13 protein-coding genes are annotated in these 14,152 nt (G+C 42.7%); 8 read left to right on the forward strand and 5 right to left on the reverse strand.

Going from position 1 to position 14,152, the window contains the following annotated elements; genetic code table 11:
- Positions 1-176 precede the first annotated feature (176 nt).
- Positions 177-1,082 (forward strand): LysR family transcriptional regulator, encoded by a 906-nt coding sequence (locus tag AB4161_RS20950; RefSeq protein ID WP_102394484.1) that lies wholly within the window; start codon positions 177-179, stop codon positions 1,080-1,082.
- Between the two features lie 261 nt (positions 1,083-1,343).
- Complete coding sequence (locus tag AB4161_RS20955; RefSeq protein WP_017069662.1) at positions 1,344-2,495, forward strand: BamA/TamA family outer membrane protein; 1,152 nt, start codon at positions 1,344-1,346, stop codon at positions 2,493-2,495.
- Positions 2,496-2,578: 83 nt separating this feature from the next.
- Here AB4161_RS20955 and AB4161_RS20960 read toward each other — a convergent pair whose 3' ends face one another.
- The 3 genes from AB4161_RS20960 to AB4161_RS20970 form a co-directional block, all read right to left on the reverse strand.
- Entirely contained in the window at positions 2,579-3,136 is a 558-nt protein-coding gene (locus AB4161_RS20960; RefSeq protein ID WP_017060062.1) for a PhnA domain-containing protein, read from the reverse strand.
- 228 nt (positions 3,137-3,364) lie between these two features.
- Positions 3,365-5,785, reverse strand: a complete 2,421-nt coding sequence (locus tag AB4161_RS20965) for a VolA/Pla-1 family phospholipase (RefSeq protein ID WP_372084198.1) — start codon at positions 5,783-5,785, stop codon at positions 3,365-3,367.
- Between the two features lie 14 nt (positions 5,786-5,799).
- Positions 5,800-7,047 (reverse strand): porin, encoded by a 1,248-nt coding sequence (locus AB4161_RS20970; protein ID WP_372084200.1) that lies wholly within the window; start codon positions 7,045-7,047, stop codon positions 5,800-5,802.
- Positions 7,048-7,405: 358 nt separating this feature from the next.
- Between AB4161_RS20970 and AB4161_RS20975 the strand changes: the two genes are divergently transcribed.
- Positions 7,406-8,488 carry a site-2 protease family protein gene (locus tag AB4161_RS20975; RefSeq protein ID WP_017060065.1) on the forward strand — a complete coding sequence of 361 codons (1,083 nt, stop codon included), beginning with the start codon at positions 7,406-7,408 and terminating at the stop codon, positions 8,486-8,488.
- A 136-nt stretch (positions 8,489-8,624) separates the two neighbouring features.
- Here AB4161_RS20975 and AB4161_RS20980 read toward each other — a convergent pair whose 3' ends face one another.
- On the reverse strand, positions 8,625-9,413 hold the full coding sequence (locus AB4161_RS20980) for a M48 family metallopeptidase (RefSeq protein ID WP_017060066.1): 789 nt from the start codon (positions 9,411-9,413) through the stop codon (positions 8,625-8,627).
- 139 nt (positions 9,414-9,552) lie between these two features.
- Between AB4161_RS20980 and AB4161_RS20985 the strand changes: the two genes are divergently transcribed.
- The 5 genes from AB4161_RS20985 to AB4161_RS21005 all read left to right on the forward strand — a co-directional run bounded on the left by AB4161_RS20985 (position 9,553) and on the right by AB4161_RS21005 (position 13,380).
- Entirely contained in the window at positions 9,553-9,978 is a 426-nt protein-coding gene (locus tag AB4161_RS20985) for a hotdog fold thioesterase (RefSeq protein ID WP_017060067.1), read from the forward strand.
- A gap of 95 nt (positions 9,979-10,073) precedes the next feature.
- Positions 10,074-10,307: a DUF3389 domain-containing protein gene (locus AB4161_RS20990; protein WP_017064605.1), complete on the forward strand. Its 234-nt coding sequence runs from the start codon at positions 10,074-10,076 to the stop codon at positions 10,305-10,307.
- 153 nt (positions 10,308-10,460) lie between these two features.
- Entirely contained in the window at positions 10,461-12,152 is a 1,692-nt protein-coding gene (locus AB4161_RS20995; protein WP_372055036.1) for an SgrR family transcriptional regulator, read from the forward strand.
- Between the two features lie 49 nt (positions 12,153-12,201).
- Positions 12,202-13,107 carry a DMT family transporter gene (locus AB4161_RS21000; RefSeq protein ID WP_372055038.1) on the forward strand — a complete coding sequence of 302 codons (906 nt, stop codon included), beginning with the start codon at positions 12,202-12,204 and terminating at the stop codon, positions 13,105-13,107.
- Positions 13,108-13,128: 21 nt separating this feature from the next.
- Entirely contained in the window at positions 13,129-13,380 is a 252-nt protein-coding gene (locus AB4161_RS21005) for a hypothetical protein (RefSeq protein ID WP_017060071.1), read from the forward strand.
- Between the two features lie 124 nt (positions 13,381-13,504).
- On the opposite strand, the gene AB4161_RS21010 is transcribed toward AB4161_RS21005, so the two are convergent.
- On the reverse strand, positions 13,505-14,113 hold the full coding sequence (locus AB4161_RS21010) for a DUF2238 domain-containing protein (protein ID WP_372084202.1): 609 nt from the start codon (positions 14,111-14,113) through the stop codon (positions 13,505-13,507).
- Between the last annotated feature and the right edge of the window lie 39 nt (positions 14,114-14,152).

Here is a 14,152-nt window from a genome sequence, read left to right on the forward strand (position 1 = left end):
GTTATCGAATACATTTAAGTCATTCGTTTGACATCAACGATAAAACCTACTATCTTAAGTGGTTTTTTTTGTTTCAAATTGACGAGTTATTTTCACTAATATTATTCTGACAAAGTAGATATTTCGCCAACCTGTGATAATTTAAATACATAACGATTAAAAGTAAGCACAACAAAATGAATTTCAGCATTGAACAACTTCTCGCGTTCGTTACCGTTTATGACCAACTCTCTTTCAGCAAAGCCGCCGTTAAACTCAATAAACACAGAACGACAATCGGGCAGGTTATTACTAACCTTGAAGACCAACTCGCGGTAAGCCTATTTGAAAGGGTTGGGCGCTCTGTAAAGCCGACAGAAGACGGGCATCTTCTTTACCATTACGCTAAACAAACCATTGAACAAGCTCGTACCTTCGATAAGGTAGCATTGAGCCTCTCTTATGGCGGGTTGGAAAACATCACCTTTGCTTATTCTGGTGTGATACCTCATCAAATGCTTTTGGATATTCGAAAGAAACTGCGTCGTGATTTCCCGATGATGCGAGTGAACTTTTTAATCCGAAACAAAAAGGATATTAAGAAGGGCCTTCAAAGTGGCGAGTACCACTTTGGATTAGTCAATGTGCATGACAGCCGGGGTATACACAGCTTTGATGCGACTTTTCTAGGTCACATTGAGTTTTCCCCATTCGTTCAAAAAAATGGTGAGTTCTCATCTTTGGCGCAAGAGGATGTACTTTTAGCGTTAAGAAATTCAAAGCAGTTTATCTTGAGATCGTTTATTGAAGAGGGAATGTCAGAAAAAGTAACCATCAGCTCCGATAACGAAGAAGTCGATCAATTGGCGTTAGTTATTAAAATGGTTGAAGCCGGTTTAGGGTGGGCACTGTTACCAAAAACGTTTGCTCATTCTGAATTTTCCCATTACGACATTGAACCTATACAGTCGTCTGAAATGCACCAAGGATTCAAATTCGGTTTTGCGCTTTGGTGCAATCATTCTAAGCAAGTGAAGGATGTAAAATTATCGGTTTTATCTGTTATACAAGAACATGTTGATCGAGTATTGAGTCAATATTAGCAAAGGAAGAATGTAGGTAACTTATTAATAGAGGCTCATTTATATGAGCCTTTTGCGTTTCTGTCATCTCGAAAGCTCTTTAATTTTGTAGGGCGACATCCTCTATATAGGAGTAGGGCAACACCATTATTTGGCCTATTCTATGCCCGTCGATTAAGGACCCCCTTTATTGGCAATAAGTGTTTAATTTCTATGTTTATTGCAAGGAAGCAAACTTTCGGCCGGGTTTCGTCCCCCGGTCTTTTTTATGAGGCAAATTTTATGACTCGCTGCGGCGGCATTGTTCTTCTTTCCTGCTTTTTATTTACAACATCTTCTTTCGCATCGTTTTATGATCCTGTTGATGGTCAATTTGATATGGGGCATCACCTTGCGGAAAACGCATATGGCTTTTTGCCTATCCCAATTTTGATTACCGAGCCTGCGGTGGGGTACGGCGGCGGTGTGGCTGGTTTGTTTTTACATGAGACGGATGAGGAAAAGCGACAAAGAAAGCAAGCTGCTCTTTCTGCCATAGATGGTGGTGCGCAGTTAGTACCCTCAGCAATGTCAGTAGTGGGCGCAGTAGGGACAGAGAACGAAACTTGGTTTGTATTTGGTGGCCATAGACGATCTTGGATGAATGATTCCATTCGTTACACAGGAGGCGGCGGCTTTGGTGTTGCGAATTTGGATTTGTACACATCAATCAACTGGGGCCCCATAGATCATGACCTTAGAATAGGCACGTCAACTTCGGTAGCCGTACTTTCACAAAAGGTGCAGTTCCGGATTGGGCATACGCCTTGGATGTTGGGAATAAAGCAGTTATTAGCTAAGTCTGAGATTGAATTTGATAACATGGTTTTAGACCGAATTTTGGGTAACGAATCGGTTACTTCTGGTTTAGGGTTGGAGGCTGAATATGACACAAGAGATAATTTATTTTATCCAACCAAAGGTTACAAATTGTCTGCAGATTACATGGTGTACGACGATGCGATTGGCAGTGATTACAATTACCGAAATTTGAACATAGATGGCGAAGCCTATATCCCAATTGCCAATAAATGGACGTTAGGCTTGGCTGCAAATTATCAAAGCTTCGAACAGCAAGACCTGTTTGTATCACCCACAGCGAAACCGTACGTGTCGTTACGCGGGGTGTCATCTTATCGGTACCAAGGAGATGAGATTGAAACAATTCAAGGCCAATTGACGTATAGCATCACTCATCGTTGGAAGGTGTCTGGGTTTTACGGTTCAGGGGTTGCAAAGCAAGATAACGGCATAAGCCACGACAGTACCGTCAATGCCGGAGGTGTCGGCTTTCGATACCAAATCGCGAGACGTTACGGTTTGCACCTTGGGATGGATTATGCGCAAAGCCATGAAGAACGCGCTATCTACTTTAACGTAGGCAGTGGTTTCTAGAACAACGGAATAGGTTAAATTTTTCCAAGAAAAAAGGCGCTAATTAGCGCCTTTTCGTTTTCTATCACTTTCTTACAGTAAGATTACTTCTTACGGCAGAACTCAGCGATTACGTACATTGATTGACCGCCGTTTGTTTTACCAGAAACAAGCTTAGGATCGTCACCAACGCTGATACCACGAATAACAGTACCTTGCTTAATCACTTGGTTAGTACCTTTGATTGGCAGGTCTTTGATTACTGTTACGTCGTCACCTTTCTTAAGTTCAACGCCATTCACATCAAGAGGCTTGTCATCAGCAGACATGCCGATTTGTGCCCAAACTGATGTTTCTTCTTCAAGGTACATCATGTCTAGCGCGTCCTGAGCCCAGCTTTCTGTGTTCAGACGAGTAAGTTGACGCCATGCCGTTACTTGAACTGGCGCTTCCTGGCTCCACATGCTGTCAGTCAGACAACGCCAGTGGTTGATATCTTTAGGATCGTCAATCTCACCAAGACATTTGTCACATACCATGATGCCGTGATCCACTGTTACGTGGCTGTGTGGCGGCACTGCGTATGCAGTAAGAGAAGAATCAGAACCACATAGTTCACATTTAGATTGGCAGCGTTCTAGCATAGTAGCTTCAGAAGACATAATGGACTCACATTTATTAGGTATTAAATTACGGGGCTATTATCCACTTTATTTACAATAAAGAAAGAGGTCGTACGGTATTCTGTCTTGATTAATTTTAGCTGAGATCAACCATTTGTGTTTTAAAGTTTTATGCAAACGGTCAACTAGGGGACTTGTTCGAACGACAGAGACAAAAATGCCAGCGGTTAGGCTGGCATTTGGTTTAGTGAAAAGCTTAAGTCTTAGTTATTCCAATAAAGCATCCGGTGCTGCTGCATCAAGGCTATCCGATTCTAAGAAATCAGCTACTTGAGCTCTCATTGATAGGGTATGAGTGGCATCAGAAAGGTCTGCTTGCGGTCCGATGATCGTTGAGTGTTTAGCTATTTCGTTATATTGAACAAACACACGATTCCCAGTTGAAGGGCTAGCTTTTGTTGAGTCAGTCAATCCTAACGTCGAATCTAACCCTTCAGAGCCAACAAATGAAGCCGTATATGATAACGGTGCACCATTATCATCATTGCCATTGTTTGGTACCGTTTCATCATTTTGCGACTGGATCAACAACGTTGGATAGCTAGAGCTAATTGATGACTGGTCCTCAGTGTTTGCTATTGAATGTGGATCGACCGTGTCAATAAGGGTTTGAGCGGCGACTTTAAATGCAACTAATTCAGTTTCAATTGCTGCGGCACTAGTTGGATTTTCCTTAGCAAAAGCGGTATAGCAATCGCCATCTTCAATGTCAGCCGCAGTACAAGCTGAAGCCACTGAATCCCGATACGTTGCATTTAACTGTTTAGCTAGATTGTGTTTAATTTCGGGGCCAAAGGTTTCCGATGCGAAGAGTAATTCAGCAATGTGCCCACCTGAATTAGCATATACCGCCGAGCTAAATTTATGTGTACCAGCAATTTCAGATGTAGCTACTGACGTAAATCCAGTAATACCGCCCAATGAGTGGCCCATAAATTTAACGGTTGTGTCTTTTACATCAACTCCGGCTAATGGTGTACCAGTAAAGTCATTCCCCACTTTTTCAAGTGCCATACGAAGACCTATTACATCAAGTGCACTTTGACGGATGTTGTCACGCGCAACGGGCAAAGCGCTTAGATTCAAGTAGTACAGAGCATTATCGTTAGTTGAAATAGCACCTCCGGCAAGTGAACGAGACCCATGAATAGGGTGGTCAATTGCAATGACAGCAAGACCTTCAGCCGTTAAGTTTGCCGCAAACGCATACGCATTCTCTTTTACAGAGGTAATACCGTGTTGGTAGATTACAACCCCGGTTATTGGGTCAGTCACAGGAGTAAACAAAAGCACATCAACAGCTTCAAGTGATTTAATTTGTGGTATTGGTGAATACTGAGTGACAATGCGATCACTATCTAGAGCTGTTCCACTTGCGTCCTTTGTGAGTGTTTTTCCCATTAAAGTCGTGACATCAGCTGCGCTAAGGTTTGTTGGGTCTAATCCTAATTTAACCAACTCTCCACCAACGAAAGAACTTGTAGAGTTATCCGTTAGTGCGCTTTTTATAACCGCTAAACTGTCCAATGCTGATGCAAATGGCGTTGTAGAGAACTTAGTTGGATCGGTTTCCAAGAAATATGGGAGTTGAACAGTACCTTTAGTCACGTTTACCGACGTAGTGCTGATACCAGCGTTAGAGTAAAGGAGATTTATCCCTCCAATCAAAGTGGCATTTTCTGTTGCATCGTCATCGGCAAGATATTTTTTAAAGTCAGCATCTGCAGCGATTGCTGTAGCAAATGGTGTTGTTGATGAGGAATCTAAACTAAGATTGTAAGCGTTTGTCAGATCGATATTATTTGGGTTTGCGCTGCCATTCCAATAAGTCGAAAGTGGGGCTCCAGCATCAATCATTCCACCAATCAACGATGCAGTAGAGGCAAGAACATCACCAACAGAAGTTGTAGTAAACCAAGCTGAATACACAATCTTTTCCGCATCAACACCAACAGCCGCAGCTATAGCTTCTTGACCTTTAATTAAAGTTTGCGCACTAGCTAAGTCACCGATTGAATAAGTTTTAGTGGCTGTTTTGAGAGCCGCATAGCTTTGCGATGTACCTACTGGGTTACCATTTACATCTGTAACATCATCAGTAATAACAAGCAAATATTCAGACTTCTCATCAAAAGGAGTATTAGGTGTAATTGCTAGGTTTGAGCCTACTTTGTAAACTGTGTATTCAGAGCTAGCAACAGGTGTTGGTACTTGAGCCGCTGTGGATGTGTCTGTTAGCTTTTTAGAAAGCTTCAACAATGTCACTCCGGAAGTAACAACTCCAGGAGTATCACCAAAACCGTCGCCTTCAAACTCGATGTAAATTGGCATACTGGTCGAAAAACCATCGGCATAATTTAATGCTGCTTTTGGGTTAGAAATGCTATCATCGCCACCTGTTGGGATCGCTAACGTGCCATCTGTAGAGTCAAATAATAGGTTATTACTTAAAGGAACTGATGCATTACTACCTTGCAAGAGCATTTTTTGAGTTGTCGCTCTTGCCAAAGACGTTTCTAGATAGGCTTCAAGTTGTTGGTTACTTGTTCCCGAACTTTCAGTGTTGTCGCCACAACCTGCTAGCAGGATCGCTGAACATAGTACAGAGATCTTAAAGTTACGTTTCATGATACGATCCTGATTTAGTTAAAAGTGTAGTTAAGCTGAACTGAAGAAAGGTAAGCAGTACCTTCTGCTTCGAACGTCCTTTCTTGCTGGGCGCCATTTGTCTCAGTGAACTCACCATCATCACTTACAACAAGTGCGAATCCGGCATCGACAGTCATATTTTCGCTCCAAACATAAGTGAAGCCAGCGCTGTACCACATACGATCACTATCAGGAATGCTTAAAGTTGCTTCACCAGCTTGTTCGTCATAAGCGTAACCAGCTCTTAATGTCCACTTACTGTTTAGTTGGTACGTCGCGCCTAGTGAATATCGATTGTTGTCTTCATATTTTTCAGGTTTGTAGAAGCACTGACCAGCTATACCGTTGTCAGTACAATCTGGACTTGTTGCTTTCAACTCCTTAAAAGTACTCCAATCAGTTTGTTGCCAACCGTAGTGAATTGCCCACTGTTCGTTAAGTTGGTGAAATGCTGAAAGCTCCAGAATAGAAGGAAGCTCGATTTGAAGACGACCATCAACCTTGGGAGATGTTGCTCTACCTGAGTCGTAGCTGCTAAATTCACCGTCATCGAAATCAAGATCAACAGAAGAGCGGTAAGCGATACTAAAGCGATTGTTTTCGTTCAGCTCATACATCGCGCCAACATTCCAACCATAGGCAAATGTTTCACCGGTCATGCCTATAAGTTTGTCAGATGGATTTCCACCAACAAAGTTAGCGAGCTCGCCTTTATGGCGAGTAAGTTCAGCTTCCGCATACACAAGGTTTAAACCTGCACCAACGCTAAATGATTCATTCACGCGATACGCAATATTTGGATTTAGATTTACAGATAAGAGCGACGTATCACCAGCCATATCACCTGCCGAGATGTCATCAGGGTAATCCGTAGCAACACCATAATTGGTGAACATACCGATACCCCAAGCCCATTTTTCGTTGATTGGGCTGATGTAATATGCGGCTGGCACGACTTGTAATGGAGCAACATCTTTTGAATGCTCGTTAGCGTCAACGTCGTAAACGTTAACCTCTGGATCAACGATAGAAACCGCGCCTGAAAATTGGGCTGTATCAAATAGGGTCATTGCGGCGGGGTTTCTCGCTAGTACACTCGCGTTATCAGCTACTGCACCTTCACCTGAAAAGGCACGACCAAGACCTGAGGCAGAATGCTCAGCAACTTGGAAACCAGCCGCAAGTGAGTTACATGCAAATAGTACTGAAAGTGAAACGAGAGAGCGTTGTATTGTTTTCATCCTTGACCCTCCTAGGGCATCGAATTTCGTTATTATGGTTTGAAAACACACTGAGCATTTTTGGTGTTGAAGCTCTAATGTAAATGGCATGTTAAATTCATGTTTTATATAAAGTCAAAGAAAGAGTTGTTATTTTGTGAGGTTATGTTTTAAAGGGGCGGCACTTTAACATCGATAATATAAGTATAATCAATAATTTATTCGTGGTTGGAGGTGTGACCAGAGTGTTTATGCATCGTTGCGGTATAAATAGTGTTCAATAGCTCAATATGTAACAACTTTGTTTCTGTTTACCACCATTCGCTAAATCGGCATAATATCGACACTCGTTAGAAGTCATTAAATTGGAATTTTAAGTTTGGAATTACTCGCGATAGAGTTTCTTGGAAAACCGCTTCGTTTAGAAGGATCAATGGCAGGGTGGCAACAGTTGTATTGGGATAACACTTTGGTATCTCAATTAGATGCGACCACAGACCAAGAAGACGCCCGAAAACACGAATTTACACTACGCGCTGGCGAAGAAACGTTGCAGTGTCACGTTGAATCGACCGTTCAGTGGCAACCGTTTGAGATGACGTATAAAGCGTCGGTGAATGGGCAAACCATTACCGAAGGCAATCGAAACACCAAAGATATTGAACAACAAACTCCTGTTGTCGCTCCTAAACCAGAGAAGCGTTTTAGCTTAATTGGGTTGGTGTCGCTTGGTATGAAAGCGCTTAAAAGCGCCAAGCTAATCAAGGTCGTACTTGCTTCTGCGAGTTTAGCGGCCTATTCATGGTTGTTTTCAATTCAGTTCGCTTTGGCCTTAATCGCCTGTTTAATGTTCCATGAGTACGGTCATATTAGAGCGATGAAATACTTCGGCATGAAAACCAAAGGGATCTATTTGATACCATTTCTTGGTGGCTTGGCGTTATCCGATGAAAAGATTAATACGCGTTGGCAAGATGTGGTTATCTCAATCATGGGGCCATTGTTCGGCCTGATATTGTCGTTAGTATTTATGGTGCTGTATTGGGCGACTGGCGAAATGTTCTTTGCCGGCCTTGCAGTATTTAATGCTCTATTAAACCTGTTCAATCTATTGCCGATTTTGCCTCTCGATGGCGGACATGTTCTTAAAAGTATCAGTTTCTCGATGAACAGTGTGCTTGGCATTGTACTTTGTGTCGCGGCTGCCGTTGCTGGTGTGGTATTGAGTTATCAGTTGAATTTAACCCTGTTTGGTTTCTTATTGATCATGGGCAGTGTTGAAATACTGTTTGAATGGAAAGGACGTCATCACAGTCACTTGTTACCGTTAGACAAATACGGGCAAGTCGTGTCGTTCGTTTGGTATGTAGGTTTAGTGAGCAGTTTGATTGGTGTTATCTGGTATTTTGCATCTACTGGTGATCAGCTATTAAGCCTACCATTACAAATTCTTGGTACTTAACGAGTGAGTTTCTGTTGTTGGAATTATCCAGCTGCTTAGTGCACTTGAACTGTTAGCAAGCAAGAAACTGAAAATGCCCTAACCAATATGGATAGGGCATTTTGTATTTACACCAGCTAGGCGATTCTTACTTAGATTACGCTTTGCAATTTGGTCTTGGTGAACCTGATTGAGGAAGCGTTTTTATCGTTGCTTGTAGATCTTTAATACGCGTACTGTGGGAAGGGTGCGTAGAAAGCAACTCTGGCGGTTGATTACCCCCTGATGCTTTCGCCATGTTTTGCCACAAGTTGACACTTTGGTTTGGATCGAAACCTGCTTGAGCCATATACTCTAAACCAACAACATCGGCTTCAGACTCTTGAGTTCGCCCATACGGTAGAATAACGCCATATTGAACGCCTAACCCTAACGCGGCCATCGTCATACCTTGATACTGTTTGTATTCTGATGCACCTAACGCAACGTTAGTAATAGATAAGCCCGTATTAGCGATTTGAGACTGAGAAAGGCGCTCATTACTGTGGTCCGCTAAAACGTGTGCCACTTCGTGACCGATAACCGTCGCGAGTTGGTCTTGATTGACTGCAACCTTGAGTAACCCTGTGTATACACCGATTTTTCCGCCAGGTAGGGCGAATGCGTTCACTTGATCACTATCAAACACAACAACTTCCCATTCACTAAAACCTTGTTTAGGAATATATTGAGTGATGCTGTTCGCTACGCACTGTACATAAGCGTTAGTTTTGGCATCTTTGCTGATGGGTTGTTCTTTTTTCATTTGTTCAAAAGACTGTGCTCCAAGCTGAGACATGTCTTTATCTGAAAAAAGCAGCAATTGGTTTCTGCCTGTCGGAGAAGCGCTACACGCGGTTAGGCCTGCAAGTGTGAGAAGCGAGGCAAACTTCATCCATGACGTCATACAATATCCTCTGTGTATTCGGTTTTTATGCATGTTAACATCAACTTGCGTAATAGCTAAGGGCTGTAAGATAACTAACAGCGGTAATATAGAAAAAAGCTATGCACGCGATAACAAGATCAATAATTAAGGAACCTATATGAGTATTTGGAAAAAGCCCGTTGACCTAGATACCTTCAACGCGACCTCAAAAAATACCTTAATTGAACACCTCAACATTGTTTACACCGAAGTAAATGACAATTCTTTGGTAGCAACCATGCCGGTTTGTCACTTTACGCACCAACCACTGGGTATGCTTCATGGCGGCGCATCGGTTGTGCTAGCAGAAACGCTTGGCTCATTGGCTGCAAACTTCTGCGTACCAGAAGGCTATTATTGCGTTGGGCTCGATATCAATGCGAACCACGTAAGGTCAATGCGTGAAGGGCATGTCATTGGTACTGCTGAGCCTATTCACTTGGGCGTCTCTACTCAAGTATGGCAGATCAATATCACTGATGATCGTCAACGCTTAGTTTGTACCAGCCGTTTAACCATTGCCGTTAAGAAACATAAGCGATAACAGACTAGGCAGTCGTACGCTGGTTTTGTCTTTAGAAGAAGTAATCAGTACTTAGAACAAGCAATCAGTATTTAAAGCAGTAACCCGAGAAGCCCATGGTCATAACGTTTAAAAGTGGAAAAGTCATCGCAACCGCACATGAATTGGTTGTTCGTTTAGATGGGGAGCATAGAGTCACGCTGCAAGCCCAAGTTGATGCAATTCAATTGATCGGAAAAGGGGCAAATGTTATTTCAGCTAACGGTTCTGAGTGTAAATGGTCGATAAAATTAGACGATGAACAGCAGCTCCGTGAAATCGCTAATGAAATTGGCTGCGATGTAATGTAATCCTTTACGGTAAAGGCACTTAACCCTTAAGATTGAATAACATCTTAGGATGTCGTACTCATAATTCACAATAAAATTGTGTCAGTAATATTGATTTTACGCCATAAAATAGGGAAACTGAATTCAATGTCCTTTGAATAAGTTTTCCTCTTTATGAGCAGCCCAAGACTTCGCGTTCAATTTGAAACCCTGTTTGAATACTTCGATGGTAAAGATTCTGATGTTCAACTCGACGACATCACGGATGTGCTTTGTTGTACCCGTCGTAATGCCCGAATGGTACTCAACAAGCTTGAAGAAGAAGGGTGGGTAGAATGGTTACCTGCAGCAGGTCGAGGAAAGTTATCTCAACTTATCTTTAAACAGAATCGTTGTGATGTCAGCGAGAACTTAGCAAGACGCTACTTGCAGGAAGGAAAAATTGGACAGGCGCTGTCAGTGCTTGATCACAATGCTGCCAAACTCACGCAAGTTATTCAAAACTACTTGGGCGTACAGTATCAAGAAGGCGAACAAGTTATTCGTTTGCCTTATTACCGGCCGCTATCCATGCTTAACCCAACCAAATCGATGCGTCGTTCAGAGCAACATATCGCTTGTCAGGTATTCAGTGGGTTGACTCGTCTAGATGAGAATGACCAACTTCAACCCGATCTTGCTCATTCATGGCAAAAAATCAGCGATTACCAATGGCGATTCTTCTTGAGACCCGGTGTTCGTTTCCATAACGGGGAACCTCTGTTAACCAATCATGTTGTGGATACACTGCTTGCACTCGAACCTCTCAACATGTTTTCGCATATCAAAGATGTCTCTTCACCTGCAAATTGTGTAGTAGATGTTTTTCTCACACGTCCAGACAAGTATTTTCCCCTCGCACTAACGGAATCGGTCGCTAAAGTCACATTACCGATCACTTTACGTGGTGAAGACTACGATATTCGACCGATTGGAACAGGACCTTATCGCATTGAAAAGAACGACGAGAAACAACTCGTGTTAACCGCTTTTAATGGGTACTTTGGTTTCAGACCGTTAATTGATCGCGTTGAAGTTTGGGTGGTGGATGAGGCTTATTCTTCAATGGTTTACCCAAGCCTATCTAAGCCTGTTATGGCCGACCGTGGCGATAGCGATGAAGTAGAACTCGATCCTGGCTGCACGTATTTACTGCTCAATAGAAAGAAGGGTATTGCACAAGATCCCGCATGGGCACAGTTTTTATCTAACGCGTTGAATGCGGCGGATCTGTTTGTTCATATTCCAAAAGAGACTGTTATCGATTTGGGCGTGTTACACGCTTATGGGATAAAACCCGGTTGGTATGACATAAAGTTAAAAGTGCCCGTTTGTCCACCAGCAGATTCGAAGCCTACCATAAGATTAGCGTATCAATGCCAACACCCAATGTTCCCAACGCTTGCAAAGGCGATTGTCACGGTGCTGAAGCAATACAACGTCGATGTTGATCTTTACGGTTACGAAACCGATCCTCCGCACGCCGATGATGTTGATGTTTGGATTAACCCTATGGGTATCGCTAATAACAGAGACGACGCTTTAGCCGGTTGGCTAATGGACTACAGTTTTCTTGATGAATCTAGCCCGGCAGAAGACTTCGACCAATGGTGTTACATGATTGACCGTTGGCGTTCTGGTGAATTCGAGCAATTCCCAGCACGACAGTTAGGTAAACAACTGGTCCAAAGCAATCAATTGATCCCGATGTTCCATTGCTGGTTAGGCGTTAATAAAGATCAATGTGGTACGTTGCAAAACGCGAAATGTAATGCATTAGGTTGGTTCGACTTTAGCCAAGTTTGGGTGAAGCCTGACGTTGATTGAAATCCAAGAAAACTCAGTTAGGACCAAATAACTCATTTAGGAAAAAACGATGCAAACTCTGATGGTTACATTTATTACGCTGGTGGCATTTGCTGCTAATTCAGTTTTGTGTCGCTGGGCCTTAATGGATCAAACGATTGATCCTTTGAGCTTTTCGATCGTTCGCATCTTATCTGGTGCGCTTACGCTTCTGATTTTATTAACGTTATCTTCCCAATCTAAGTCTAAACGTGAGTTAACAAACAACACATCGGCATATGCAAAACTCAAATCACAGTTTCAATTAACATCAATACTGTCACTGCTCGTGTATATGTTTGGTTTCTCGTTTGCTTACTTAGAGCTTGGCGCAGGTCTTGGTGCGCTGGTGTTGTTTGTCGCAGTGCAATTTACGATGATTGCCGCGCACTTGCTTTCTGGCAACAGAATGTCACTCATTGAGTGGGGCGGGTGTTTGTTATCTGTGGCAGGGCTTGTTTACTTGTTAATGCCAACGGAATCGACTCAAGTACCCGACTTAGTTTCTATTATCTTGATGTCTCTGGCCGGAGTTGGTTGGGGTATTTACACATTGGCAGGAAAGAAATCGTCAAACGCACTGCAATCGACCACCGCTAACTTTGGATTCAGTTCGCTAGTTATCCTTGTGGCATTGAGCTTATTAGTTTTGATACCGAATGCGTTAACGCAAGTGTCTATCACTGAGAAAGGTTTGATTTACGCGATTATATCGGGCTCTGTGGCTTCTGGTATCGGTTATAGTTTGTGGTATTACGTAGTGAAAAAACTGAATACGGTGGTGGCGTCTATTGCACAGCTTTCTGTTCCAGTTATCGCAACACTTGGTGGTGTATTATTGTTATCTGAACCTGTCACCATGCAATTTATAGTCTCATCAACCGTTATACTTCTAGGGATAAGCTTGGTTCTTGTCGCCCCTAAACTTAAGAAATAAAGAGTTCAATCATTAACTTCTATGGCTAAACCAAACAAGAAACAACCGACCAAGACGGTTCAGATTTTCTGTGCCAAATGTAAAACGCAGCTTTTTAAGTATCGGAAAGGTGGCAAAGGTGCACTCGTGAAATGTTTTAAGGAGCGTATCGTTGAAGATTTCACGACAAAACCATGTGTGTGCCCTGAATGCGGGATTGAATTTGCGCGAGACACTTTGGTTCGAGGTACGCCAGCCTACAAGTTTGTTGGTGGCAAGGTAACGATGAAATAACCCGTCACGATGAAACGACCAATCATTATAAACGAGAAAATAATGTTGAAACTAAAAATGCCACAGCACAGTTTGTGTGTGGCATTTCAACGTTGCTTTTGATACTCAGAGTAAAGAATTGAGCTCAGTAAGCTCTGACACGCCCTTGAAGCTTAAGAAGTAATAGCGAAACAATTGCGCCCGTCGTATCACACAGCATATCTTTCTGTGCATCCCAAATATCACCTTGTGAGCCAAGGAACGCGATACCTTCATCACCACCTGCGATCTCCGCGTACCACCACTCGATAATTTCATAACCTGCAGCAACACTCATAATCGCAAATAGCGCAAAGAAACATGCCAGCACCGGTTGAGCCAGTTTTTTACGAATCAAGTACTCAGCGAGTGGGTAAGCATAAAGGCCAATAGAGAAATGCGCGACACGGTCAAAGTTATTCCGTTCTGAACCTATCATGTTATTGAACCAATCAAATGGCACTTCCGCGAAGGTATATTTTGCGCCTATCGTATGCAAAATCAGCAAGATAAACATCAAAACGTAAGCTGTCTTAGTGAAGGTGAGCTTTGTTGATAACCACCAAATACCCACCAATATCGCGAGCGCTGGGACAATTTCGGCAATCCACACCGCTCTTGAAGAGGGAGCGAACGCTGAAAATAGAAACACAGTCAGATACAGCGTCGTCAATGACAGCAATGGTCGATTTTGAGCAAGTGGCGTGATTGTCATATCAAGATCTCTCGTCGAAGTTTTTAATAGTGTTACACA

Origin of the sequence: Vibrio sp. 10N.286.51.E5, from assembly GCF_041469125.1 — a bacterium.
Lineage (GTDB): Bacteria > Pseudomonadota > Gammaproteobacteria > Enterobacterales > Vibrionaceae > Vibrio > Vibrio crassostreae_C.